Source organism: Burkholderia sp. 9120, from assembly GCF_000745015.1.
GTDB lineage: Bacteria > Pseudomonadota > Gammaproteobacteria > Burkholderiales > Burkholderiaceae > Paraburkholderia.
Genome location: NZ_JQNA01000002.1, coordinates 2,862,230 through 2,888,688 on the forward strand (window position 1 = coordinate 2,862,230; position 26,459 = coordinate 2,888,688).

Below are 26,459 nucleotides of genomic sequence, written 5' to 3' on the forward strand. Positions count from 1 at the left end.
GCGGGGAGAAGCGGGCGCGGGGCCCGGTGGCGCAGCAAGTGGAGTATGTCCGCCCTGACGGGCGGCGCCCTGATAGGCGAATACGCTGCCGGCCAGTGGAGTGCAGGTCGGTTTTTGCTGCGCGCGTAGCCCGACATTTTACCCGAAACGGGCTCTTTCGAGGAGGCCGTTGTGCGGTGCGGCGCCGAATGGCGGTCATAACGGCGCCTCTGGCCGAGTCTGGCCGGCTTCGACGCGACTTGCTCGGCGCGTGCGTTTCACCGGCTTTCCGCGTGGTGTATAGCGTGTCTCGCCGCGCCTTTTTTGCGTCGGCTTGTGAGCCACGGAAGCCGCCTTTACACTCACGCGAATTTCCCGGGCGGCTGATCGCTTTAGCGCCCCTTGACCTACGGAATGCTTTCGATGACTGCCGCCTCCTCCGCCACCGACTCCCGCGCATCGGCTAAACAAGGCTATGCCGGACGCGCGTTGATTGCCTCGGTGCTCGGTTACGCGATGGACGGTTTCGATCTGCTGATCCTCGGTTTCATGCTGCCGGTGATCGCCGCCGATCTGCATCTGAGTTCCGCGCAGGCGGGCTCGCTCGTGACGTGGACGCTGATCGGCGCCGTCGCGGGCGGGTTGATTTTCGGCGTATTGAGCGACTATTTCGGCCGCGTGCGGATGCTGACGTGGACGATCCTGATCTTCGCCGTGTTCACCGGCCTGTGCGCGCTGGCGCAAGGTTATACGGACCTGCTGGCCTACCGGACCATCGCGGGAATCGGGCTCGGCGGCGAGTTCGGCATTGGCATGACGCTGGTGGCCGAAGCGTGGCCGGCGTCGCAGCGGGCGCGCGTCTCGTCGTATGTCGGCCTGGGGTGGCAGCTCGGCGTGCTGGCGGCCGCGTTGCTGACGCCGCTGCTGTTGCCGGTGATCGGCTGGCGCGGCATGTTTGCGCTCGGGTTGCTGCCCGCGGTCGTGTCGTTTTTCGTGCGCCGCCGCGTCGAGGAGCCGGCGCTGTTCACCGAACGCGTTGCACGAAGCACATTCGGCACGCGCAAGCTGCCGCTAAAACGACTGGTTGCCGATGGCCGCACCACGCGCGCCAGCATCGGCGTCGTGATTCTCTGTTCGGTGCAGAACTTCGGCTATTACGGGCTGATGATCTGGCTACCGAGCTATCTGTCGAAGACCTTCGGCTACTCGCTGACCAAATCCGGCGTGTGGACCGCGGTGACGGTGCTCGGCATGGCGGCCGGCATCTGGCTGTTCGGTATCGCCGCCGACCGCTTCGGCCGCAAGCCGACATTTCTGTTTTACCAGGCCGGGGCCGTCGTGATGGTGTTCGTCTACGCGCACCTCACGACGCCGTCGGCGCTGCTGATCGGCGGCGCGGCGATGGGTGTGTTCGTCAACGGGATGATCGGCGGATACGGTGCGTTGATTTCCGAGCTCTATCCGACCGAGGCGCGCGCCACCGCGCAGAACGTGCTGTTGAACATCGGCCGGGCGGTGGGTGGTTTCGGGCCGGTCGTGGTGGGCGCGCTGGCCGCGCGCTATTCGTTCGGCGCCGCGTTGGCGTTGCTCGCGTCGATCTATCTGCTCGACATCTTCGCGACACTTTTCCTGATTGCCGAACGACGCGGCGCCGAGCTCGACTAAGCTCGAACGGCCCGCGCATTGCCCCTCGCATGACCCCCGTCAAATGCCCGCCGGATGCGGCGCTGCACCATTGTTTCGCCGATGGTGAGCCGGATTAACCACTCAGTGCATCGACTCATTCGGGGTGTACACTAACCGACCCGCGTAGCACTCCGCACCGTCTTGTCCTCCGCTGAGGTTCGACGCCGCGCCTAACCGGCGCACGCGTCAGCCGTCTCAGTCGATCATCCATTCGATAGGTGGAAGCGTCGTCAGCGGTGCGGTATGCCGGGCCCAATTACTTACGTCTCGCAGGCCAAAAAATGGACGAACAACTTAAGCAAAGCGCTCTCGCATACCACCAGTTTCCGAAACCCGGCAAGATCTCGGTCACGCCTACCAAGCCGCTGTCCAACCAGCTCGACCTGTCGCTCGCGTACTCGCCGGGTGTCGCCGCGGCCTGTATGGCGATCTACGAAGACCCGCTCGACGCGCAGAAGTACACCTCGCGCGGCAACCTGGTCGGCGTGATCACGAACGGCACGGCTGTGCTCGGCCTCGGCAACATCGGCCCGCTCGCGGCGAAGCCGGTCATGGAAGGCAAGGGCTGTCTGTTCAAGAAGTTCGCCGGCATCGACGTGTTCGACATCGAACTGTCCGAGTCCGATCCGGACAAGCTCGTTGAAGCGATCGCCATGCTCGAGCCCACGCTCGGCGGCATCAACCTCGAAGATATCAAGGCGCCGGAATGCTTCTACATCGAGAAGAAGCTGCGCGAGCGCATGAAGATTCCGGTTTTCCACGACGACCAGCACGGCACGGCGATCATCGCGTCGGCGGCGATCCTGAACGGCCTGAAAGTGGTCGGCAAGAAGCTCGACGAAGTGAAGCTGGTGTGCTCCGGCGCGGGCGCTGCGGCGATCGCGTGTCTGGATCTGCTGGTGAACCTCGGCCTGTCGAAGAAGAACGTGCTCGTCACCGACTCGAAGGGCGTGATCTACGAAGGTCGCGGCAACCTCGATCCGTCGAAGGAACGTTACGCGGCGAACACCGAAGCACGCACACTGGCTGACGCGATCCGCGGCGCCGACGTGTTCCTCGGTTGCTCGAGCGCGGGCGTGCTGAAGCCGGAAATGGTCGTCGAAATGGGCACCCAGCCGCTGATTCTCGCGCTGGCCAATCCGGAGCCGGAAATCCGCCCGGAAGAAGCCAGGCGCGTGCGCCCGGACTGCATCATCGCGACCGGCCGTTCGGACTACCCGAATCAGGTCAACAACGTGCTGTGCTTCCCGTTTATCTTCCGCGGCGCGCTGGATGTCGGCGCGACCACGATCACGGAAGAAATGAAGCTCGCGTGCGTGCGCGCGATTGCCGAGCTGGCCGAAGAAACCGACCAGGGCGATGAAGTCGCGAAGGCCTACGAAGGCCACTCGCTCGAATTCGGTCCGGAGTACCTGATTCCGAAGCCGTTCGATCCGCGCCTGATCATCAAGATCGCGCCGGCCGTCGCACAAGCGGCCATGGACTCGGGTGTCGCGACCCGTCCGATCAAAGATATGGACGCGTACCGCGAAGAACTCGGCACGACCGTGTACCGCACCGGCATGGTGATGCGTCCGGTGTTCCAGGCCGCCAAGGCGGAGCCGGCGCGCATCGTGTTCGCCGAAGGTGAAGACGAGCGCGTGCTGCGCGCCGCGCAATTCGTGCTGCTGGAAAAGATCGCCAAGCCGATTCTGGTCGGCCGTCCGTCGGTGATCGAGATGCGTCTGAAGAAGATGGGCTCGAAGCTGAAGTGTGGCGAAGACTTCGAGATCGTCGATCCGGAAGACGATCCGCGCTATCAGCAATGCTGGCAGGCTTATCACGAAGTCGGCGCGCGCGAAGGCGTCACGCCGGACGTCGCGAAAGCCGCCATGCGCAAGTTCAACACGCTGATCGGCGCGATCCTCGTGCGCCTCGGCGAAGCGGACGGCATGATCTGCGGCATGATCGGCCAGTACCACGCGCATCTGAACTTCATCGAGCAGGTGCTGGGCAAGGCGGAAGACGTGCAGAACTTCGCCGCAATGAACCTGCTGATGCTGCCGGGCCGCAATCTGTTCATCTGCGACACGTACGTGAACGAAACGCCGACCGCCGAGCAACTCGCCGACATGACCATGCTGGCTGCGCGCGAAATCGAGAAGTTCGGTATCACGCCGAAGGTGGCGTTGCTGTCGAACTCGAACTTCGGCAGCGCGCCGTCGTCGTCGTCGCAACGCATGGCGGCGGCTCGCAAGCTGATCGCGGAACGTGCGCCGACGCTGGAAATCGACGGTGAAATGCACGGCGACGCGGCGTTGTCGGAAGCGGTGCGCAAGGCGGCGTTCCCGGGCACGACGCTGAGCGGCGAAGCGAACCTGCTGATCATGCCGAACGTGGAAGCGGCGAACATCACGTACAACCTGCTGAAGATGATCGGCGGCGAAGGCGTGACGGTCGGTCCGTTCCTGCTGGGCGCGGAAAAGCCGGTACATATCCTGACGCCGGCCGCGACCGTGCGCCGGATCATCAACATGACGGCGGTGGCATCGGCCAACGCGCGTAAGCGGGTGAGCGCGCAGTAAGCCAGGCGTTGAAATGAGAAAAGGCGGCGGTCCGTGAGGACCGCCGCCTTTTTATTTGCAAGCTAACCGGCCTGCATCAAATCATTCGAGCCATTCAAGCCGCTTATTCAAGCCGCGTGTTGCGTCTTGCCGGCTTCAGGCGAACGCCAGCGCGCCAGCAATTCGTTCCACTTGATGCGCACGCCCTTCAGGTTATTTTCCTTCACGTGACCGTAGCCGCGGATGCCGTCCGGCAGATTCGCCAACTCCACCGCGAGTTCACGCTTCTGCGTGGTCAGCCCGCCGATCAGCTCACGCACCAGCGCTTCGTACTCGCCGATCAACGCCCGCTCGGTGCGACGCTCTTCCGTCTTGCCGAACACGTCGAACGCGGTGCCGCGCAGGAACTTGAACCTGGCCAGCACATGCATCGCGCTGAACACCCACGGACCGTACTTCTTCTTGACCAGATGGCCGTGAGCGTCTTTCTTCGAGAAGGTCGGCGGTGCGAGGTGAATATGCAGCTTCCAGTCACCTTCGAAATTCGCCTTCAGCTTGTCGATGAACGCCGGGTCGCTGTACAGACGCGCGACTTCGTACTCGTCCTTGTACGCCATCAGCTTATGCAGGTTCTTCGCGACGGTTTCGGTCAACGGCAACTGGCTGTCGATCGAATCGAGCGCCGATTCCGCCACCCGCACCTGTGACACCAGCGCGCGATAACGGTCCGCGTACGCGGCGTTCTGCCATGCCGTGAGGTAGTCGGCGCGCTTGTCGATCAGCGTGTCGAGCGCCTTCGGGGTGTGCAGCGAGATGATCTTGCTGCTCGCCGTTTCCGCCTTCACGCCATTGCCTTGCGCCTGTACCAGCTTGCGCACCGCAGCCAGATCGTGCGCGGCGCGACGGCCCCACTCGAAAGCCGCGCGGTTCTTGTCGACCTGCACGTTGTTGAGTTCGATGGCGCGCATCAGCGACTGATACGTCAACGGCACCCAGCCGCGTTGCCATGCGTAGCCGAGCACGAATGGGTTCGTGTAGATCGCGTCGCCGAGCAGCGCGAGCGCGAAGTGATTCGCGTCGACCGTATCGACACCGTCTTCGCCCGCACCGGCGCGCACGTCGGCTTCCGTGCTGCTGCCCGGGAAGCGCCAGTTCGGGTTCTTGATCAGGTCGGCGGTCGGCGTGTGCGCGCTGTTCAGCACGACGCGCGTGCGGCCCACCTGCATCCGCGACACGCATTCGTCGCTGGCCGTGACGATCGCGTCGCAGCCGATCACGAGACTCGCTTCGCCCATGGCGATGCGGGTGGCGTGGATGTCGGCCGGATGCTTGGCGATCTGCACGTGGCTCATCACGGCGCCGCCCTTCTGCGCGAGGCCGGTGACGTCGAGCACCGTGACGCCCTTGTTCTCCAGATGCGCGGCCATGCCGAGCAACGCGCCGATCGTGACCACGCCTGTCCCGCCGACGCCCGTCACCAGCACGCCGTACGGACGTTCCATGGACGGCAGTTCGGGTTCGGGCACCGGCGGCAGGGTGTCGCCGGCGGCGCCCGAGGCGGCCTTCGGCTTACGCAACTGACCGCCTTCCACCGAGACGAAGCTCGGGCAGAAACCGTTCACGCACGAGAAGTCTTTGTTGCAGGTCGACTGGTTGATCTGGCGCTTGGTGCCGAATTCGGTATCGAGCGGCTCGACCGACAGGCAGTTCGACTTCACCGAGCAATCGCCGCAGCCTTCGCAGACCGCGTCGTTGATCACCACGCGGCGTGCCGGATCCGGATACGTGCCGCGTTTGCGACGGCGGCGCTTTTCGGTCGCGCAGGTCTGGTCATAAATCAGGATCGTGGTGCCCGACACTTCGCGCAGTTGACGCTGGATCTCGTCGAGCTTGTCGCGATGGTGAATGTCGATGCCCGGCGCCAGACCGACGTTCGCCGAATACTTCTCCGGCTCGTCGGTGACGATCACGATCTTGGTTGCGCCTTCGGCGGCGAGCTGATGCGTGATCTGCGGCACGGTCAGCACGCCGTCGACCGGTTGGCCACCCGTCATCGCAACCGCGTCGTTATAGAGAATCTTGTAGGTGATGTTCACCTTCGAGGCGATCGCCGCGCGAATCGCCAGCAGCCCCGAGTGGAAGTAGGTGCCGTCGCCGAGGTTGGCGAACACGTGTTTGTCGTTAGTGAAGGGCGACTGACCGACCCACGCCACGCCTTCGCCGCCCATCTGGCTGAAGGTGCTGGTGCTGCGGTCCATCCACACCGTCATGTAGTGGCAGCCAATGCCGGCCATGGCGCGCGAACCTTCCGGCACATTGGTCGACGTGTTGTGCGGGCAGCCCGAGCAGAACCACGGCTTGCGTTCGGCTTCGACGCGCGGACGGGCCAGTGCTTTTTCCTTCGCTTCGATCACCGCGATGCGCGATGCGATACGCGCACGCACGTCCGACGGCAGATCGAACTTGTCCAGCCGCGTGGCGATCGCCTTGGCGATGATCGCGGGCGACAGTTCGTAATGTGCGGGCAGCAGCCAGTTACCCATCGGCACCGACCATTCGCCGCCGGCGCCGTCTTTCTCGTCGAACTTGCCGAACACACGCGGACGTTGCGCATCCGGCCAGTTGTACAGCTCTTCCTTGATCGCGTATTCGAGAATCTGGCGCTTTTCCTCGACCACGAGAATTTCGTCGAGGCCCTTCGCGAAAGCATGCGCGCCTTGCGCTTCGAGCGGCCACACGCAGCCGACCTTATAGAGCCGGATGCCGATGCGCGAGCAGGTTTCGTCGTCGAGACCGAGGTCGGTCAGCGCCTGACGCACGTCCAGATACGCCTTGCCGCCGGTCATGATGCCGAAGCGCGCATGCGGCGAATCGATTTCGACGCGGTCCAGCTTGTTGGCGCGCACGTAGGCGAGCGCCGCGTACCACTTGTAGTCGAGCAGACGCGCTTCCTGCACCAGCGGCGAATCCGGCCAGCGGATATTCAGGCCGCCCTCGGGCATCGCGAAGTCTTCCGGCAGGATGATTTTGGTGCGGTGCGGATCGATGTCGACCGACGCCGACGATTCGACCACGTCGGTCACGCACTTCATCGCGACCCACAGGCCGGAGTAGCGACTCATGGCCCAGCCGTGCAGACCGAAGTCGAGATATTCCTGCACGTTCGACGGGAACAGCACCGGCAGGCCGCACGCCTTGAAGATGTGTTCGGACTGGTGCGCAAGCGTGGAGGACTTGGCCGCGTGGTCGTCGCCGGCCAGCACCAGCACACCGCCGTGCTGCGCGGAGCCGGCCGAGTTGCCGTGCTTGAAGACGTCGCCGGAACGGTCGACGCCGGGGCCCTTGCCGTACCACATCGAGAACACGCCGTCGTATTTGGCGCTGGGATACAGATTGACCTGCTGCGAACCCCAGACGGCGGTTGCCGCGAGGTCTTCGTTGACGCCGGGCTGGAACACGACCTGATGCGCGGCGAGATGCTGCTTCGCTTTCCACAAGGATTGGTCGAGTCCGCCGAGCGGCGATCCACGGTAGCCGGAGATGAAACCGGCCGTATTGAGTCCGGCTGCACGGTCGCGTTCCTGCTGCAGCATCGGCAGACGCACTAGCGCCTGGATGCCGCTCATATACGCGCGGCCGCGTTCGAGGGTGTATTTGTCGTCGAGCGTGACGGAAGACAAGGCAGCTTCGAGCGAGGCTCGCTGACCTGCGTCTAGCGGGGCATTCATTATGTGTACTCCTCCAACCAGTTTGGGATCACCAAAACTTTTTGGGCCTCGGCATCTTTTGAATGCTTGTGCCCGGGGTCGCCATATTGACGTGTTTTAAGTGATGGTAGCACTGGTGAAAACCCGCCGCAGTGCGCCAAAAATGCTGCGCTGCAAGGGATTTGGCGCATTGATGCGCTCTGCATTGCGACGCGTGGCAATCTTTGACGACGAGCATGTAACAAGCTGTAAAAACTACAAATTCACGGAACCGTAGTTGAAATACCTGTCTAACCCCCACCTGCGAGCAATGTCAGCGCAACGCTCCGCATTCGGTGGAGCTTCACGACAGCAGGGCAGTTAGAAAAAGGAGTACGCATGAACACGAGAAACATCCAGACCTTCCTGATGGTATCGGCCGCTTTTTTCGCAATGAGCGCACCGGTACGCTCGAGCACGGGTAGTGCGGGGGCGTTGTCGAACGCGGTGACCCGTACGGCGCAAGTGGCGCCCGCGAGCATCGCCATGGAACGCGTTACGCGCTCCAGCAAGGACGACGAGGAAGACCAGAATTCGTGATGCACCGCCCGAGCGGTGTGTCGATGTCGTTGGATAACTAGCCGTTGATCCTGTTGAGATAACGGTGCAAATACGCGGTGCAAAAAAAGGGCGGGGATCGCAAGATCCTCGCCCTTTCTTCTTATCGGCCGTGCGCGGGTTGCGCGCACCGGCTCACCTCAACTCAATCTGGCTGTCAGACCTTGTCCTGCACCACGCCGCGGCGAATCTGATCCAGTTCGATCGATTCGAACAGTGCCTTGAAGTTGCCTTCGCCGAAGCCCTGATTGCCCTTGCGCTGAATGATCTCGAAGAAGATCGGGCCGATCTGGTTTTCGGTAAAGATCTGCAGCAGCAGGTCGTCCGGCGCGCCGTCGATCAGGATCTTGCGCTTGCGCAGTTCCTCGAGCGGCTCGCCGTGGTTCGGCACGCGGCGATCGACCAGCTCGTAGTACGTGTCGATCGTGTCGAGCAGCGAAATGTTCGCGGTGCGCAGACCGTCCACGGTACGGTAGATGTCATTGCTGCCGAGCGCAATGTGCTGAATGCCTTCGCCGCGATACGCGTCGAGGTATTCCTGAATCTGGCCGGCCGTTTCCGAGCCTTCCTCGTTGATCGGAATCCGGATCTTGCCGCACGGCGAGCTCATCGCCTTCGACTTCACGCCGGTCACCTTGCCTTCGATGTCGAAGTAACGCACTTCGCGGAAGTTGAACAGGCGCTCGTAGAACTCCGCCCATTCATCCATGCGGCCGCGATGGACGTTGTGCGTCAGGTGGTCGATATAGGTGAGGCCGTGGCCGACCGGATTCGGGTTTGCGCCCGGAATCGGTTCGAAGTCGACGTCGTAAATATCGATGTTGCCGATGCTGCCCGCGTCCGCGCCGTTCTTGCCGCGCCAACGGTCGACGAAATAGATCAGCGAGTCGCCGATACCCTTGATCGCCGGAATGTTCAGTTCCATCGGGCCGGTCTTGTTGTCGAAACCCCAGGCGCCTTTTTCGACTGCCTGCTGATAGGCCTTGGCGGCGTCCTGAACGCGGAACGCGATCGCGCAGATCGACGGGCCGTGCAGGCGCGTGAAGCGTTGCGCGAACGAATCCTGTTCGCCGTTGACGATAAAGTTGATCTCGCCCTGGCGATACAGCGTCACGTTCTTATGGCGATGCCGCGCGACGGCGGTGAAGCCCATCTGTTCGAACAGCTTGCCGAGCGCAACCGGATCCGGGGCGGTGTATTCGATGAATTCGAAGCCGTCGGTGCCGACGGGATTGTCCCAAGTTGAAACCTGCATGGTCTGTCTCCTGATTCCTGAAGTGCGCCGGCGCGTTGTGCGAGTGGGGAAGGGGTGTTGAGCGCGATTCGGATGACGCCAGTGTAAAGGCGTCATCACGGCGAAAACTTGCGAAATAAAGCACGTGTGGATACGCTGGCGCTATTTTCTAGCGCAGTAACTCACATGGAAGGCAGAAAATGGCCGATTTAGAGATGGACGCCATCGACAGGCGCATTCTGGCGGTCCTTCAGGAGAATGGCCGGCTGTCGAATCAGGAGATCGCCGAGTGCGTGAACCTGTCGCCGAGTCCGTGTCTGCGGCGGATTCGTCGGCTGGAAGAGTGCGGCGTGATCCGCGGCTATGTCGCGCTACTGGATGCGCAGCGGCTCGGGCTGGATCTGCTCGCGTACGTGAACGTGCGGCTGGAAAAGCGTGGCGGGCCGGCGCCTCGTCCGCGCGGCGACGTCACGCACGCGGATCAGTTTCGCGCGGCCGTGCAGACATGGCCCGAAGTGGTCGCATGCCACGCAATGACGGGCGACATGGACTATCTGCTGCGTGTTCAGGTAGAGGATATGGCGCACTTTTCCCGCTTCATGCAGGATCAACTGCTGCACCATCCGTCGGTGATCGACGTCAAGACGAGCTTCTCGCTCGACACGATCAAAGAGACCACGGCGCTGCCTATTTTGTAGGCGCGATGCGGGACCGCAACCCGCGAACGGAAAAAACGCGCAGGCCAAACAAAAAGGGCAGCCATTGGGCTGCCCTCTGTCATTGCGCCGAAGCGTTTGCTGCTCAGCCTCAGGCCGCGGCGGCGGTCGGCATAAACGATTCGAACAGTTTCGACGCCTGACGCGCTTGGCGCTTCATGGCGTAGTCGAACACGGCGGCCTGCTCCTGCAGCATCTCGGCGATGATGCTCGATTGATCCGCCGGCGGCAGCGTCAGATAAGCGTCGGCTTCGCCGTACGCGTATTCGATCTTCATGCCGGCCTTTTTCGCGATGTGCATCATGGTCGAGTTGCGCGACAGGCAATGCATGTACAGCGAGCTGACGTGCGTATTGCGGCTGCGAATGGCGGCGCGCTCGAACAGCTTCGAGCCGATGCCCTGGCCGCGCACGCTTTCCAGCACCGAGACGCCAAATTCGGCGGTGCGCTTGTCGCCTTCGGCCGGCAGATACGCCAGATGGCCGACGCCGGTGAGTTGCAACTGGCTGTTGAATACGCCGAACACCGTGTCGCGCGTGAAGTCGATTGCGCGGACGTAGTTTTCGATCACGTGGTTCGGCACGATCTGGCCGAAGCGCAGCAGGCGGTCGTCTTCGCCGAGCGCGAGGAAGTGGGTCAGCAGCCGCTCGCGGTCGACCGCGGTGAGTTCACGGACCAGAGCAGGCGCACGACCGGCAGGTTGCGACAACGGATCGCGCGGAACGATCTGCTCAGCAACGCGGGGTGTAATCAAGTTCATGGTCGGGTTCTCCTTGGATCAAGCGGCGTGGTGCACCGCAAAAATCATTTTAGCGGAAAGCCGACCCTGAGCCTAGGGAAAACCCGTATCTCGTTTTGAGTTAAATGCCTAAAAATATTGCGCCCTATTTTTAGGATGTTGATTCATCACGAAAAATAAAATGAACGGGCGTTCATGACTCAATGCCACACCTACGCGACGGGCAAGCCTTTATTTCATATGAATATTGCTGCTTTGCGTCATCAGGCGGGTGTCGAGCTTAATCCGTGGTCCACCATATTTACCACCTGCTCGGCGAATTCGGTGTAGTTCATCCGGCCGTCCGGCTTGAGCCAGGTGAAGGTCCAGTTGATCATGCCGAACACCATCATGGTCAGCGCGGTCTGGTTGTCGCGCGTGGCGCGCTCCGGATACGCCCGCGCCAATTGCCGCGCGAACGCCGCGACCACGTCGCGCTGGCGGTTCAGAATCACCTCGCGCTGGGTGTCGACCAGATACTTCACGTCGTTCAACAGCGCCACGTGCCGGCTATGCGACGTCTCGTACTCGGACAGAAACGCGCGAATCAGTTCGGCGAAGGTTTCCCGCTCCGTCAGGCCGCGGCGCTGGCTCGCGCCTTCCACCTCGGCGATGATCAGCATCAGCCGCTTCGTGTAGCGGTCGAGCAGATCGAACAGGATCGCTTCCTTGCTCGCGTAGTAGTGGTACAGGCGCGCTTTCGAGGTGCCGCTCGCGGCGGCCAGATCCGCCATCGACGTGCTCGGATAGCTGGTCTGGGCGAATTTCGCTGCGGCGAGTTCGAGAATCTGTTCGCGCTGGGTTTCGTGGTCGGGCGCTCGGGTGCGGGCCATGGTCGTTGATTTTATTAGTGTGGACAGGGAGCGAGCACCGCGCACAATTCCAGCGTGCGCCAGGTGTTCGCATCGCCGCGCAGCCGGATGCGCCGGGTCGCGGACAGCTCGCGCAAGCGCCACAGCACCATGTTGTCGCTGACCAGAAAGCCCAGTTCGGCGGCCATCAGTTCGGCGGCGACGTGCGCGGCGGGCTGCCAGCCGTCGGCGATATGTTCGAGAATCAGCGCGTCCAGATCGGCGAAATGGCCGCTCGTGAACGTGTTGTCACGCCACCGGCGGGTTTCGCCGTTCGCGTGTTTGACTTCTTGCCATTCGAGCGCCAGCCGGCTAATGCGCAGCACGGAAATCGGCGCCGCGTCCGGGAGGCGCGCTTGCAGCACGTCGGGTGCGAACATGCCGACGGACGTCGCGTGATCTTTGCGGCTGTGCGCCCATGCGCCCGGATCGGTGAGGTCGCGAATCGACAGACGCACTTCGTTCAGCCGCTGCGGATTGTTGCGCAGGTAATAGCAGACGCGACGGAGCATCAGTTGATCGGCGGCGCTGTCGCCGTGCCAGACCACGAGGTTCGCTTCGCCGCGCGCAATCGCGTCCAGCGTCGCGCCCTGCTCGCGGAATTCGCGCAGGAAATCGCGCTTCGTGTCCGCGCTGACCCGTTCCCAGAAGTCCGCGCGCACGTCGGGCGTGTCGTCGGCACCGCGCAACGGGCCGACCGCCAGATCGTCGCGCAACGCATGCACGCGATCGTCGCGGCCCGCTTGCTGCAGCGCGGTGCGCAGTGACTCGGCGGCGACGTCGCCGTTGGTGAGGTGGATCGTGCTCATCGGCAGTGGCTTCGGCAGTTGACAAAAAGGGGCCGCTCGACGACCGGAACAGGTGTCCGATCGTGAGCGGCCCCTAGTGTAAGCGGATCGTGGAACGGCTCAAAGGATTGCGGGCGTCGTTCCTGCCCGCGTGCCGTGTACGATTTACCGTTCGTCGTAGCTCACCACCACGCGATCGCTGATCGGATGGCATTGGCAGGTCAGCACGAAACCATCGCGGATTTCCTGCTCTTCAAGCGTGTAGTTCTTGTCCATCTTCACTTCGCCTTCCAGCACCTTGGCGCGGCAGGTGCAGCAGACGCCGCCCTTGCACGCATAAGGCAGCGCGAGCCCGGCCTTCAGCCCGACATCCAGCACGCTGACGCCTTGATACGGCAGGCGCAGCTTGCGCCGTTTGCCGTCGAGCACGATCTCCAGCTCGGCGGCCGGCGTGTCTTCGGTGATTTCGACGGCCGGTACGCCCGCTTGCGGCAGCGGCGAACCGAAGCGCTCCACGTGGACCTTTTCCTGCGGCACGCCGGCGGCTTTCAACGCGGCTTCGGCGGCGTCCATCATCGGTGCGGGACCGCAGATGAAGGCTTCGTCGATCGCATCCGCGGGCAGAAGATTTTCAATGAAGGCCGCGCACTTCTGCTGGTCGAGCACGCCGTTGAACAGCTCGACGTCCTGCAGATCGTCGGACAGCACGTGATACAGCACGAAGCGGTTCATGAAGCGGTTCTTCAGATCCTCGAGCTCTTCCGCGAACATGATCTGATCGACGCTGCGGTTGCCGTACACCAGCGTGAACGTGCTGCGCGGCTCGATTTCGAGCGTCGTCTTGATGATCGCCAGCACCGGCGTGATGCCCGAACCGCCCGAAAACGCCAGGTATTGCTGGCCCTGATCGGCGTTCAGATGCGTGAAGAAGCGGCCGTCCGGCGTCATCACGTCGATCGTGTGGCCGGGCTGCAGCGTGTCGAACGCGAAGTTCGAGAAACGCCCGCCACGTACGCGCTTGATGCCGATGCGCAGTTCGCCGTCGCGGTCGTAATCGGTGACGCCGACGCAGATCGAATACGAGCGGCGCGTTTCCTCACCGTCGAAATGCGTTTTCAGCGTGACGAACTGGCCCTGCGTGAAGCGATAGTGATCGCGCAGTTCGACGGGGACTTCGAAGGCGACCGAGACCGCGTCGGCGGTTTCGGGCCGTACTTCGCGGATACGCAGCGAGTGGAATTGCGGGGTGGCCATATCAGTATGGTTTGAAGTAGTCGAAGGGTTCGCGGCAGTCGATGCAGCGGTACAGGGCTTTGCAGGCGGTCGAGCCGAATTGCGCGAGACGTTCGGTATGCGCCGAGCCGCAGCGCGGACACGACGGCGCGGGCAGCGCGCGCGGCACGAAGCGCATTACTTTTTCTTGCGGCGCCGCGGCCGAACCGCAGTTGCCGGTGGGCGGCGCGATGCCGTAGGCGCGCAGCTTTTCGCGGGCGTCGGCGGTCATCCAGTCGGTGGTCCAGGCCGGCGCGAGCACGGTGGAAATCCGGTAAGGCTTCAGTTCCGCGACGTCGAGCGCGTGCGCGACGTCCTCGGCGATCTGCGACATCGCCGGGCAGCCCGAGTAGGTCGGCGTGATGACGACTTCGAGCGCGCCGTCGGCGGCGCGCCGCACGTCGCGCAGAATGCCAAGCTCGCGAATCGACACCACCGGAATCTCCGGATCGGGCACCGTTTCGAGCACGGCCCACGCGTGATCGAGCGTAGCGTCGGTGCTGTAAGTGGCTGTCGAGGTCGTCATCGTCGCTTTACCGTTGGGTTAAATCGCTTGGGTCAAGTCGCTTGGCTTAGGTCGCTTGGCTTAAGCCGCGTCACCAGGTGGCGCCGGGATGCTGGCGCGCGAGGCTCTGCATTTCGGCCAGCACAAAGCCCATGTGCTCGGAATGCTCGCCGTGCTTGCCGGTCGTGATGTGCTTGACCGCTTCGGGCAGGCTCAGCGTGGCTTCGTCGAGCGTGGCGCGCACGTCGTCGAGCCAGGCGGCTTCGAGATCCGACGTCAACGGGCCGATGCCGGCCGCCGCGATCGTCTCCTCCACGGCGTCCGCGCTGAAAAACTCGCGGGTGTAAGGCATCAGGTAGTCGAGCGCGGCTTGCGCGCGGCGATGCGATTCGTCGGTGCCGTCGCCGAAACGGATCAGCCACTCGCTTGCGTGATGTACGTGGTAGCTCGTTTCCTTGATCGACTTCGACGCGATCGCGGCCAGTTGCTCGTCCGGGGACGCGGTCAGCGCCGTCCACAGATGCGCCATCAGCGTCGAATACAGGAAATTGCGCACGATCGTAACGGCGTAATCCTTCTCGGCTTGCGCGGTGCCACACAGCGGACCGACATGCGGCAGCTCGGCGAGCGTGTAGTTGGCGAATTCGCGCTCGGCGCGGAAGTACGCGTAGTCGTCTTCCGTGCGGGTCTTGCCGGTGACCTGCTGTTCGAGCGACGCGGCGTGCGTGTACAGCAGACGCGCCTGGCCGATCAGATCGAGGCTCATGTTCGACAGCGCAATGTCCTCTTCGAGGATAGGGCCGTGGCCGCACCATTCGGTATTGCGCTGACCGAGAATCAGCGCGGTATCCGCGAGACGCAGTACGTATTGGAGATGTTGGGGCGTGATATCCATGGCCGCGCTTACATGTGGTTGACTTCGTCGGGGAGCGTGTAGAACGTCGGATGGCGGTAAATCTTGTCGCCCGCCGGTTCGAACAGCTCTGCCTTGTCTGCCGGCAACGACGCCGTGATCGCCGAAGACGGCACCACCCAGATGCTCACGCCTTCTTGGCGGCGCGTGTAGACGTCGCGCGCCATGCGCAGCGCCATCGGCGCGTCAGCGGCGTGCAGGCTGCCGCAGTGTTTATGGTCGAGTCCCTGCTTGCTGCGCACGAAGACTTCCCAAATCGGCCATTCCTTGTTCATTGCTGATCTCCTGATGCTGTGTCTGGCGTGCCGCGCGAATCAGGCGGCGTGCTGTTGCGCGCGCTGGCGCTGTTTTTCGGCGTGGGCGAGGGCGGCTTCGCGGACCCACGTGCCGTCGTCGTGAGCTTTGACGCGGGTGGCGAGGCGCTCGCGGTTGCACGGGCCGTCGCCGTTGACGACGCGCCAGAATTCTTCCCAGTCGATGTCGCCGTAGTCGTGCTGACCGCGCGCTTCGTTCCACTTCAGGTCCGGGTCCGGCAGCGTGACGCCGAGCACCTTGGCCTGGTCGACGGTGGCGTCGACGAATTTCTGCCGCAGGTCGTCGTTCGAAATGCGCTTGATGCCCCATTTCGACGACTGATTGCTGTGGATCGAATCCTTGTCGCTCGGGCCGAACATCATCAGCACGGGCCACCACCAGCGGTTCACCGCCTGCTGGACCAGTTCGCGCTGCGCGTCGGTGCCGGCCATCATCGACATCAGCGCGTCGAAACCTTGGCGCTGATGGAACGACTCTTCCTTGCAGATGCGGATCATCGCGCGGGCGTACGGACCGTACGTGCAGCGGCACAGCGGAATCTGGTTCATGATCGCCGCGCCGTCCACCAGCCAGCCGATCACGCCGACGTCCGCCCAGGTGGGCGTTGGGTAATTGAAGATGCTCGAATATTTGGCTTTGCCCGCGTGCAGCGCGGCGATCAGCTGATCGCGCGAGACGCCGAGCGTTTCCGCCGCGCTATAGAGATAGAGGCCGTGACCGGCTTCGTCCTGCACCTTGGCGAGCAGAATCGCCTTGCGCTTCAGGCTGGGCGCGCGCGTGATCCAGTTGCCTTCCGGCAGCATGCCGACGATTTCCGAATGCGCGTGCTGCGAGATCTGCCGCACCAGCGTTTTGCGGTAAGCCTCGGGCATCCAGTCCTGAGCTTCGATCTTGCCGTCGGCGGCCATGACCGCATCGAATTGCGCCTGCTCGGGCGAACTCGCGCCCGCATCCAGCGGGGCGACATTGCCGGGAATATCCAGGGATTGCGTGTACATGGGGACGCTCTCTGCGGAAGTTGTCTGTGTGCGCACAGTATAAGCCAACCGACCGGTCGGTTAATAAATTTTTTGAGACAGACTGACAGTGTTGATAGGGGCAAGATTTCCGTGACGGAGGGCGTTTCGACGGAGCCGATGCCCCGTGCCGACACTTAACCTATAAAATTGCGAATTGGCCGCGATTTGCGGCCTTCCTGCATCCCCCGGTACTCATGTTACGTCTAAGCGAAATCAAACTCCCGCTCGATCACCCCGATAGCGACCTCGAAGCCGCTGTCCGCGCGCGCCTCGCGGAACTCGGCGTGGGCGCCGACGGGCTTATCCGGTACACCGTGTTTCGCCGCGCGCACGACGCGCGCAAACGCGCCGACATCAAGCTCACGTACATCGTCGACGTCGAGGTCGCGGATGAGGCCGCCGCGCTCAAGCGGCTTGCCGACGTGCCGCATTGCGGCGTGACGCCTGACATGGCTTACCGGTTCGTCGCGAAGGCGCCGGCGCAACTGACCGTGCCGCGGCCGGTGGTGATCGGCATGGGGCCGTGCGGGCTGTTCGCCGGGCTGATCCTGGCGCAAATGGGTTTCCGGCCGATTATTCTCGAGCGCGGCAAGGCCGTGCGCGAGCGCACCAAAGACACCTTCGGGCTGTGGCGCAAGTCGGTGCTCAATCCGGAGTCGAACGTGCAGTTCGGCGAAGGCGGCGCAGGTACCTTTTCGGACGGCAAGCTGTATAGCCAGATCAAGGACCCGAAGCACTACGGCCGCAAGGTGCTCGACGAATTCGTCAAGGCCGGCGCGCCGGAAGACATTCTGTTCCTGAGCCGGCCGCATATCGGCACGTTCCGGCTTGTCAGCATGGTCGAGAAGATGCGCGCGACCATTCACGAGCTGGGCGGCGAAGTGCGGTTCGAGACGCGCGTCGACGATATCGAGATCGATCAGGGCAAGGTGCGCGGGCTGAAGCTGTCGACCGGCGAGACGCTGCGCTGCGACCACGTGGTGCTGGCGGTTGGGCACAGCGCGCGCGATACCTTCCAGATGCTGAACGACCGCGGCGTCTATATAGAAGCGAAGCCGTTTTCGCTTGGATTCCGGATCGAGCATCCGCAGGGTTTGATCGATCGTGCCCGTTTCGGCAAGTTTGCCGGCCATAAGCAGCTGGGCGCCGCCGACTATAAGGTCGTGCATCACAGCAGCAATGGGCGCGCGGTGTATAGCTTCTGTATGTGCCCGGGCGGCACGGTGGTGGCGGCGACGTCGGAGCCGGGTCGTGTGGTGACGAACGGCATGAGCCAGTATTCGCGGGCGGAGCGCAACGCGAACGCGGGGATTGTCGTCGGTATTACGCCGGAGGACTATCCGGGCGGCCCGCTCGCCGGCATCGCTTTCCAGCGGAAGTGGGAAGAGCGGGCGTTCGAGTTGGGCGGCGGTAACTATATGGCGCCTGGGCAGCTGGTCGGCGATTTCATTGCTGGGCGGCCGTCTACGTCGTTGGGTTCGGTGGTGCCTTCTTACAAACCGGGCGTGCATCCCACTGATCTCAGCACCGCGCTGCCTGATTATGTGATCGAAGCTATTCGCGAAGCTTTGCCGCAGATGGACAAGAAGATCGCCGGATTTGCGATGCATGACGCCGTGCTGACAGGCGTGGAGACGAGAACGTCTTCGCCGATCCGGGTGCGTCGGCGGGATGATTACCAGAGCATGAATGTCGAGGGCTTGTATCCGGCGGGTGAGGGCGCCGGGTATGCGGGCGGGATTTATTCGGCCGCGATTGATGGGATCGAGGTGGCTGAGGCGGTGGCGCTGAAGATGGCGGGGGTGTAAGGGGCGGCTGGTATTGGGTGAGGGTGCGGTTATGGGTGGGTGGTGGCTTGGTCTTGGTATTAGCGGATGAGGTTGGCGTCTGAGGCTTGGTGATCGGGGCCCGATGTCCACGGCCCCGCACTCAAAGCTCGGCACTGCGCACCGGTTCCCAGTGCCAGTGCCAGTGGGCGTGGCCATGCCCGGCGCCCCAGCACCCAGCACCCAGCACCCAGCACCCAGCACCCAGCACCCAGCACCCAGCACCCAGCACCCAAGGTGCGCCGCGATCGATCTAGCGTTCGGGCACAATGGACGCTTCGCCTCGAACCGACCATCCGAATGACTTTTCGCACCCTGGCTGCCGCATGCGGCGCGGCGCTGCTTGCCCAATTCGCTGTTTCCCCGACCGTTTTCGCCGCCGATGCCCCCGCGCACTGGGTCGCCGCCTGGGCGACCGCGCTGCAGCCGATTCCGCAACGCGAGGACTTGCCACCTTTGTATCGCGCGCCGGAAGTCGCCGGACGCACCGTGCGCCAGATCGTGTATCCGACGCTGTCGGGACGAGCCGCGCGAATTCACCTCAGCAACGAGTACGGCAAGACGCCGCTCGTGATCGACGATTTGCGCATCGCCCGCTCGGCGGGCGGCGCGGCCGCGGTTGCTAATGACGGGGCACGCGTGACTTTCGGCGGCAAATCGGCGGTGAGCATCCCGGCGGGCGGCGAGCTGGATAGCGATCCGGTCACGATCGACATCGCCGACGGCGCGCCGTATGCCATCAGCGCGTTCATGGGCCCGGAGCAGCGAATCGTTGCGTGGCATCGCGTATCGAGCCAGGTCAATTACGTTTCCGAGCCGGGGAATCATGCAGCGGATGCTTCCGCCGAAGCGTTCCGTGGGCGTTTCACTCAATATGTGTGGGTGACGGGGGTATCGGTGGAGGCGACGCCGTCATCGGGCGCGGTCGCCGCCATTGGCGACTCGATCACCGATGGCATGCGCTCCAGCCTGAATCAGAATCACCGCTGGCCGGACGCGTTGGCGCGCCGACTGGCCGGTAGCAACGACCGGACGACGGCGATCGTCAACCTCGGCATCAGCGGCAATCGGCTGCTGAGCGACTCGCCTTGCTACGGGGATGCGCTCGCCAGACGCTTCGAGCGCGATGTTCTCGGGCGGCCGGGCGTCAAGACGGCGATCCTGCTGATCGGCATCAACGACATTAATTTCGCCTCGATGCCGGCTCGCAGCGGCCTCGACTGCGATTTTCCGCATACCTCGGTGACGGCGCCCGATCTGATCGCGGGGTACCAACGGGTGATTACCGCGGCGCGGCACGCCGGCGTGAAGGTGTTCGGCGCAACTTTGACGCCGGCATCGCTGCCGGCGCAGCGGGAGAGCATCCGACTCGCTGTCAACCAGTGGATTCGGACCAGCCATGCATTTGACGGCGTCGTGGATTTCGATGCGGCGTTGCGTGACCCGGGGCAGCCGGACCGCCTGCGGCGGAACTTCGACAGTGGCGATCACATCCATCCGAGCGACGCCGGCTATGCGGCAATGGCGGACGCCGTTCCGCTGGACGCAGTAGTAAATTCCATGCGCAAATGAGCTGCGGGAAAATATTTCCACCGAACCCTTGTCATATGGCGAATGTTGTCCTAAGATTCGCCTCCTCGTTTGCGAACGAGGGCCGCGGCAGAAACCAGCGGCCGTAGCGTCAACAAGGTTTTAAGCGAAAGCAAAAAATGTTGTTGACGAAACGAAAAAGAGCCTTCATAATCTCGTTTCTCTGCTGCAGATGCAGCGACGCAGAACGAAGCGGTGCCGGGTAGTTGTGATGTTGACAACACGCGGTGCTGGTTTGGTAGTGAATGCGTAATCGATCTTTAAAAATTAACAGCCGATAAGTGTGGGCGCTTGATGCGAGACGCGAGGTGGATCTTTCGGGGTCTGCCGCAAAGCGAAAGTATCAAGTCTCACACAGTAATGAAAGGAAGGTTTGACTGTCGAAAGACGATCGAACAATTCGTCAGTACGTTGAGTGAGCGACCGGTTCTTAACGGAACCGAAAAACAGTAACAGGTTTGAACTGAAGAGTTTGATCCTGGCTCAGATTGAACGCTGGCGGCATGCCTTACACATGCAAGTCGAACGGCAGCACGGGGGTAACCCTGGTGGCGAGTGGCGAACGGGTGAGTAATACATCGGAACGTGTCCTGTAGTGGGGGATAGCCCGGCGAAAGCCGGATTAATACCGCATACGCTCTACGGAGGAAAGGGGGGGATCTTAGGACCTCTCGCTACAGGGGCGGCCGATGGCAGATTAGCTAGTTGGTGGGGTAAAGGCCTACCAAGGCGACGATCTGTAGCTGGTCTGAGAGGACGACCAGCCACACTGGGACTGAGACACGGCCCAGACTCCTACGGGAGGCAGCAGTGGGGAATTTTGGACAATGGGCGAAAGCCTGATCCAGCAATGCCGCGTGTGTGAAGAAGGCCTTCGGGTTGTAAAGCACTTTTGTCCGGAAAGAAAACTTCTGTCCTAATACGGCGGGAGGATGACGGTACCGGAAGAATAAGCACCGGCTAACTACGTGCCAGCAGCCGCGGTAATACGTAGGGTGCAAGCGTTAATCGGAATTACTGGGCGTAAAGCGTGCGCAGGCGGTTCGCTAAGACAGATGTGAAATCCCCGGGCTTAACCTGGGAACTGCATTTGTGACTGGCGGGCTAGAGTATGGCAGAGGGGGGTAGAATTCCACGTGTAGCAGTGAAATGCGTAGAGATGTGGAGGAATACCGATGGCGAAGGCAGCCCCCTGGGCCAATACTGACGCTCATGCACGAAAGCGTGGGGAGCAAACAGGATTAGATACCCTGGTAGTCCACGCCCTAAACGATGTCAACTAGTTGTTGGGTCTTCATTGACTTAGTAACGTAGCTAACGCGTGAAGTTGACCGCCTGGGGAGTACGGTCGCAAGATTAAAACTCAAAGGAATTGACGGGGACCCGCACAAGCGGTGGATGATGTGGATTAATTCGATGCAACGCGAAAAACCTTACCTACCCTTGACATGTATGGAAGTCTGCCGAGAGGTGGATGTGCCCGAAAGGGAGCCATAACACAGGTGCTGCATGGCTGTCGTCAGCTCGTGTCGTGAGATGTTGGGTTAAGTCCCGCAACGAGCGCAACCCTTGTCCCTAGTTGCTACGCAAGAGCACTCCAGGGAGACTGCCGGTGACAAACCGGAGGAAGGTGGGGATGACGTCAAGTCCTCATGGCCCTTATGGGTAGGGCTTCACACGTCATACAATGGTCGGAACAGAGGGTTGCCAAGCCGCGAGGTGGAGCCAATCCCAGAAAACCGATCGTAGTCCGGATCGCACTCTGCAACTCGAGTGCGTGAAGCTGGAATCGCTAGTAATCGCGGATCAGCATGCCGCGGTGAATACGTTCCCGGGTCTTGTACACACCGCCCGTCACACCATGGGAGTGGGTTTCACCAGAAGTAGGTAGCCTAACCGCAAGGAGGGCGCTTACCACGGTGGGATTCATGACTGGGGTGAAGTCGTAACAAGGTAGCCGTATCGGAAGGTGCGGCTGGATCACCTCCTTTCTAGAGCTGAACGTGTCGAACGTTGAGCGCTCACGCTTATCGGCTGTAAATTCAGACAGACTCAGGGGTCTGTAGCTCAGTCGGTTAGAGCACCGTCTTGATAAGGCGGGGGTCGATGGTTCGAATCCATCCAGACCCACCACTGTTTCTGCGGTGGCTGTGCTAACCGGTTGAAGGCACCCTGAAGTTCATGTGTGACTGGGGGATTAGCTCAGCTGGGAGAGCACCTGCTTTGCAAGCAGGGGGTCGTCGGTTCGATCCCGTCATCCTCCACCAATCATCAATGCATAGCGTTCTGCGGCAGGTCGGGCAGAGGGTTGTGCATTGGCGATTGAGCCAGTCAGAGTGATACGTGGTTATAGCAACCGCGATATCGGCTGTCGTTCTTTAACAATCAGGAAGAAGTAGTAAAGAGATTCACGAAAGCATATCTAGAGATGGGTGTGTGAGTAGGTGAATCAGGGTTGTGATTGTATCAATGTATGAAAAGGTAATCGAAAGATTGCCTTGGAATACGGCGCAACACGAATACTCAACCTGTAACGATGTGACCCGCGCTGCGTTCCCAGTGAACGCGGTATGAGACACACCCGTTATAGGGTCAAGCGAACAAGTGCATGTGGTGGATGCCTTGGCGATCACAGGCGATGAAGGACGCGGTAGCCTGCGAAAAGCTACGGGGAGCTGGCAAACGAGCTTTGATCCGTAGATGTCCGAATGGGGAAACCCACTCCGAATGGAGTATCCATGACTGAATACATAGGTCATGCGAAGCGAACGCGGTGAACTGAAACATCTAAGTAACCGCAGGAAAAGAAATCAACCGAGATTCCCAGAGTAGTGGCGAGCGAAATGGGATCAGCCTGTACTCTTTATCTTCATTGTTAGTCGAAGGCTCTGGAAAGTGCCGCCATAGCAGGTGATAGCCCTGTAGACGAAAACAGCGAGGAAGAACTAGGTGTACGACAAGTAGGGCGGGACACGTGAAATCCTGTCTGAAGATGGGGGGACCATCCTCCAAGGCTAAATACTCGTGATCGACCGATAGTGAACCAGTACCGTGAGGGAAAGGCGAAAAGAACCCCGGGAGGGGAGTGAAATAGATCCTGAAACCGCATGCATACAAACAGTAGGAGCCTCCTTGAGGGGTGACTGCGTACCTTTTGTATAATGGGTCAGCGACTTACATTCAGTGGCAAGCTTAACCGATTAGGGCAGGCGTAGCGAAAGCGAGTCCGAACAGGGCGATTCAGTCGCTGGGTGTAGACCCGAAACCAGGTGATCTATCCATGGCCAGGATGAAGGTGCGGTAACACGTACTGGAGGTCCGAACCCACTAACGTTGAAAAGTTAGGGGATGAGCTGTGGATAGGGGTGAAAGGCTAAACAAACCTGGAAATAGCTGGTTCTCTCCGAAAACTATTTAGGTAGTGCCTCGTGTATCACCTTCGGGGGTAGAGCACTGTCATGGTTGTGGGGTCCATTGCGGATTACTACGCCATAGCAAACTCCGAATACCGAAGAGTGCAATCACGGGAGACAGACATCGGGTGCTAACGTCCGGTGTCAAGAGGGAAACAACCCAGACCGCCAGCTAAGGTCCCCAAATATTGCTAAGTGGGAAACGAAGTGGGAAGGCTAAAACAGTCAGGAGGTTGGCTTAGAAGCAGCCATCCTTTAAAGAAAGCGTAATAGCTCACTGATCGAGTCGTCCTGCGCGGAAGATGTAACGGGGCTAAGCAATATACCGAAGCTGCGGATGCACATTTATGTGCATGGTAGGAGAGCGTTCCGTAAGCCTGCGAAGGTGCATTGAAAAGTGCGCTGGAGGTATCGGAAGTGCGAATGCTGACATGAGTAGCGATAAAGGGGGTGAAAAGCCCCCTCGCCGTAAGCCCAAGGTTTCCTACGCAACGTTCATCGGCGTAGGGTGAGTCGGCCCCTAAGGCGAGGCAGAAATGCGTAGCTGATGGGAAGCAGGTTAATATTCCTGCACCATTGTTAAATGCGATGGGGGGACGGATCGCGGAAGGTTGTCCGGGTGTTGGAAGTCCCGGTCCTTGCATTGGAGAAGGCGCTTAGGCAAATCCGGGCGCGGAATTCAAGGGTGCGAGGCCATTCACCTAGGTGAAGAAGCAATCGGAAGTGGTTCCAAGAAAAGCCTCTAAGCTTCAGTTTAACAAGACCGTACCGCAAACCGACACAGGTGGGCGAGATGAGTATTCTAAGGCGCTTGAGAGAACTCGGGAGAAGGAACTCGGCAAATTGGTACCGTAACTTCGGGATAAGGTACGCCCCTGTAGCCTGATGCGCCTGCGCGCGTAGGGTGAAGGGGTTGCAATAAACTGGTGGCTGCGACTGTTTAATAAAAACACAGCACTCTGCAAACACGAAAGTGGACGTATAGGGTGTGACGCCTGCCCGGTGCCGGAAGATTAAATGATGGGGTGCAAGCTCTTGATTGAAGTCCCGGTAAACGGCGGCCGTAACTATAACGGTCCTAAGGTAGCGAAATTCCTTGTCGGGTAAGTTCCGACCTGCACGAATGGCGTAACGATGGCCACACTGTCTCCTCCCGAGACTCAGCGAAGTTGAAGTGTTTGTGATGATGCAATCTCCCCGCGGCTAGACGGAAAGACCCCATGAACCTTTACTGTAGCTTTGCATTGGACTTTGAACCGATCTGTGTAGGATAGGTGGGAGGCTATGAAGCGTGGACGCCAGTCTGCGTGGAGCCATCCTTGAAATACCACCCTGGTTTGTTTGAGGTTCTAACCTTGGTCCGTAATCCGGATCGGGGACAGTGCATGGTAGGCAGTTTGACTGGGGCGGTCTCCTCCCAAAGTGTAACGGAGGAGTACGAAGGTACGCTAGGTACGGTCGGAAATCGTGCTGATAGTGCAATGGCATAAGCGTGCTTAACTGCGAGACCGACAAGTCGAGCAGGTGCGAAAGCAGGTCATAGTGATCCGGTGGTTCTGTATGGAAGGGCCATCGCTCAACGGATAAAAGGTACTCTGGGGATAACAGGCTGATACCGCCCAAGAGTTCATATCGACGGCGGTGTTTGGCACCTCGATGTCGGCTCATCTCATCCTGGGGCTGTAGCCGGTCCCAAGGGTATGGCTGTTCGCCATTTAAAGAGGTACGTGAGCTGGGTTTAAAACGTCGTGAGACAGTTTGGTCCCTATCTGCCGTGGGCGCTGGATATTTGAAGGGGGCTGCTCCTAGTACGAGAGGACCGGAGTGGACGAACCTCTGGTGTACCGGTTGTCACGCCAGTGGCATCGCCGGGTAGCTATGTTCGGAAGAGATAACCGCTGAAAGCATCTAAGCGGGAAACTCGCCTTAAGATGAGATATCCCCGGGGCTTCGAGCCCCTTGAAGGGTCGTTCAAGACCAGGACGTTGATAGGTCAGGTGTGGAAGCGCAGTAATGCGTTAAGCTAACTGATACTAATTGCCCGTAAGGCTTGATCCTATAACAGGTGTGTCTCTCTCTCGACCCGCGTTAGCGCTTTAGCGCTTACACGGGTCCGATCCCCGAAGGGGAAGACACACGGTTGAGATCAGTGTTGTGCAATACAGGCACAACCCAAAGTAATACCGAGAGGCATCCTCTCAACTACTTCTTCCAGATTGGCTGTATTGCCCCAAAGGCAGTGCGGCAACAAGTCATGCCTGATGACCATAGCGAGTCGGTACCACCCCTTCCCATCCCGAACAGGACCGTGAAACGACTCCACGCCGATGATAGTGCGGATTGCCCGTGTGAAAGTAGGTAATCGTCAGGCTCCCTAGCAGAAAACAGAAACCCCACCCTAAAAGGTGGGGTTTCTGTCGTTTACGGCAGGGCTGAATTCACTATAAGTGAGAGCTATGAGTTTGGAATGGTCAAGCAAGCCTTGACAGCGAGCGGTTGTTCCCTCATAATCATCAGTTCTCTGCGGAGGGGTGCCCGAGTGGCTAAAGGGGGCAGACTGTAAATCTGTTGGCTTACGCCTACGTTGGTTCGAATCCAACCTCCTCCACCAGAATGCAAGTTGTAGCGGTTGTTGGGATCCATGAGTTCTTGCGGGTGTAGCTCAATGGTAGAGCAGAAGCCTTCCAAGCTTACGACGAGGGTTCGATTCCCTTCACCCGCTCCAGC

Annotated in this window: 16 protein-coding genes, 4 tRNA genes and 3 rRNA genes; 13 read left to right on the forward strand and 10 right to left on the reverse strand. The window is 60.9% G+C overall.

Features of this window, described 5'->3' with window-relative positions; translation table 11 throughout:
* Positions 1–402: 402 nt before the first annotated feature.
* Together FA94_RS20935 and FA94_RS20940 are read left to right on the forward strand one after the other, a co-directional pair.
* The gene (locus FA94_RS20935) at positions 403–1,644 is read left to right on the forward strand and encodes an MFS transporter (protein ID WP_035554687.1); all 1,242 of its coding nucleotides are present in this window, start codon (positions 403–405) and stop codon (positions 1,642–1,644) included.
* 302 nt (positions 1,645–1,946) lie between these two features.
* Positions 1,947–4,229: an NADP-dependent malic enzyme gene (locus FA94_RS20940; protein WP_035554689.1), complete on the forward strand. Its 2,283-nt coding sequence runs from the start codon at positions 1,947–1,949 to the stop codon at positions 4,227–4,229.
* Positions 4,230–4,336: 107 nt separating this feature from the next.
* Here the strand turns inward: FA94_RS20940 and FA94_RS20945 are convergent, their stop codons facing one another.
* The gene (locus FA94_RS20945) at positions 4,337–7,936 is read right to left on the reverse strand and encodes an indolepyruvate ferredoxin oxidoreductase family protein (RefSeq protein ID WP_035554691.1); all 3,600 of its coding nucleotides are present in this window, start codon (positions 7,934–7,936) and stop codon (positions 4,337–4,339) included.
* A gap of 357 nt (positions 7,937–8,293) precedes the next feature.
* On the opposite strand from FA94_RS20945, the gene FA94_RS20950 reads away from it, so the two are divergent.
* Complete coding sequence (locus tag FA94_RS20950) at positions 8,294–8,494, forward strand: hypothetical protein (protein WP_035554693.1); 201 nt, start codon at positions 8,294–8,296, stop codon at positions 8,492–8,494.
* Between the two features lie 175 nt (positions 8,495–8,669).
* Here FA94_RS20950 and hppD read toward each other — a convergent pair whose 3' ends face one another.
* Positions 8,670–9,767, reverse strand: coding sequence for a 4-hydroxyphenylpyruvate dioxygenase (gene hppD, locus FA94_RS20955; RefSeq protein ID WP_035554695.1), 1,098 nt, complete (start codon positions 9,765–9,767; stop codon positions 8,670–8,672).
* Positions 9,768–9,946: 179 nt separating this feature from the next.
* On the opposite strand from hppD, the gene FA94_RS20960 reads away from it, so the two are divergent.
* Positions 9,947–10,444, forward strand: coding sequence for an Lrp/AsnC family transcriptional regulator (locus FA94_RS20960; protein ID WP_035554699.1), 498 nt, complete (start codon positions 9,947–9,949; stop codon positions 10,442–10,444).
* A gap of 109 nt (positions 10,445–10,553) precedes the next feature.
* Here the strand turns inward: FA94_RS20960 and FA94_RS20965 are convergent, their stop codons facing one another.
* The 8 genes from FA94_RS20965 to paaA all read right to left on the reverse strand — a co-directional run bounded on the left by FA94_RS20965 (position 10,554) and on the right by paaA (position 16,882).
* The gene (locus FA94_RS20965) at positions 10,554–11,222 is read right to left on the reverse strand and encodes a GNAT family N-acetyltransferase (RefSeq protein WP_035554701.1); all 669 of its coding nucleotides are present in this window, start codon (positions 11,220–11,222) and stop codon (positions 10,554–10,556) included.
* Between the two features lie 242 nt (positions 11,223–11,464).
* Positions 11,465–12,073, reverse strand: coding sequence for a TetR/AcrR family transcriptional regulator (locus FA94_RS20970; protein ID WP_035554703.1), 609 nt, complete (start codon positions 12,071–12,073; stop codon positions 11,465–11,467).
* 14 nt (positions 12,074–12,087) lie between these two features.
* Positions 12,088–12,900, reverse strand: a complete 813-nt coding sequence (locus FA94_RS20975) for a DUF1835 domain-containing protein (RefSeq protein WP_035554705.1) — start codon at positions 12,898–12,900, stop codon at positions 12,088–12,090.
* Positions 12,901–13,044: 144 nt separating this feature from the next.
* On the reverse strand, positions 13,045–14,133 hold the full coding sequence (gene paaE, locus FA94_RS20980; protein WP_035554707.1) for a 1,2-phenylacetyl-CoA epoxidase subunit PaaE: 1,089 nt from the start codon (positions 14,131–14,133) through the stop codon (positions 13,045–13,047).
* Between the two features lies 1 nt (position 14,134).
* Complete coding sequence (gene paaD / locus FA94_RS20985) at positions 14,135–14,677, reverse strand: 1,2-phenylacetyl-CoA epoxidase subunit PaaD (protein WP_035554708.1); 543 nt, start codon at positions 14,675–14,677, stop codon at positions 14,135–14,137.
* A 70-nt stretch (positions 14,678–14,747) separates the two neighbouring features.
* Positions 14,748–15,551: a 1,2-phenylacetyl-CoA epoxidase subunit PaaC gene (paaC, locus tag FA94_RS20990; RefSeq protein ID WP_035554710.1), complete on the reverse strand. Its 804-nt coding sequence runs from the start codon at positions 15,549–15,551 to the stop codon at positions 14,748–14,750.
* A gap of 8 nt (positions 15,552–15,559) precedes the next feature.
* Positions 15,560–15,844 (reverse strand): 1,2-phenylacetyl-CoA epoxidase subunit PaaB, encoded by a 285-nt coding sequence (paaB, locus tag FA94_RS20995; RefSeq protein ID WP_035554712.1) that lies wholly within the window; start codon positions 15,842–15,844, stop codon positions 15,560–15,562.
* A 39-nt stretch (positions 15,845–15,883) separates the two neighbouring features.
* A complete protein-coding gene (gene paaA, locus FA94_RS21000; protein WP_035554714.1) occupies positions 15,884–16,882 on the reverse strand; it encodes a 1,2-phenylacetyl-CoA epoxidase subunit PaaA in 999 nt (332 codons plus the stop codon).
* 215 nt (positions 16,883–17,097) lie between these two features.
* On the opposite strand from paaA, the gene FA94_RS21005 reads away from it, so the two are divergent.
* The 9 genes from FA94_RS21005 to FA94_RS21045 all read left to right on the forward strand — a co-directional run bounded on the left by FA94_RS21005 (position 17,098) and on the right by FA94_RS21045 (position 26,457).
* Positions 17,098–18,711: an NAD(P)/FAD-dependent oxidoreductase gene (locus FA94_RS21005; RefSeq protein WP_035554716.1), complete on the forward strand. Its 1,614-nt coding sequence runs from the start codon at positions 17,098–17,100 to the stop codon at positions 18,709–18,711.
* Between the two features lie 318 nt (positions 18,712–19,029).
* A complete protein-coding gene (locus tag FA94_RS21010) occupies positions 19,030–20,301 on the forward strand; it encodes an SGNH/GDSL hydrolase family protein (protein ID WP_035554718.1) in 1,272 nt (423 codons plus the stop codon).
* A gap of 478 nt (positions 20,302–20,779) precedes the next feature.
* Positions 20,780–22,310, forward strand: a 16S ribosomal RNA gene (locus FA94_RS21015).
* 65 nt (positions 22,311–22,375) lie between these two features.
* Positions 22,376–22,452: transfer RNA gene (locus FA94_RS21020), tRNA-Ile, on the forward strand.
* A gap of 58 nt (positions 22,453–22,510) precedes the next feature.
* A tRNA-Ala gene (locus tag FA94_RS21025) sits at positions 22,511–22,586 on the forward strand.
* 323 nt (positions 22,587–22,909) lie between these two features.
* Positions 22,910–25,790 (forward strand): 23S ribosomal RNA (locus FA94_RS21030).
* A gap of 199 nt (positions 25,791–25,989) precedes the next feature.
* Positions 25,990–26,103: ribosomal RNA gene (rrf, locus tag FA94_RS21035) — 5S ribosomal RNA — on the forward strand.
* The 16S, 23S and 5S rRNA genes sit together here with 4 tRNA genes alongside, the layout of an rRNA operon.
* A gap of 154 nt (positions 26,104–26,257) precedes the next feature.
* Positions 26,258–26,343, forward strand: a tRNA-Tyr gene (locus FA94_RS21040).
* Positions 26,344–26,383: 40 nt separating this feature from the next.
* Positions 26,384–26,457, forward strand: a tRNA-Gly gene (locus tag FA94_RS21045).
* Positions 26,458–26,459: the final 2 nt, after the last annotated feature.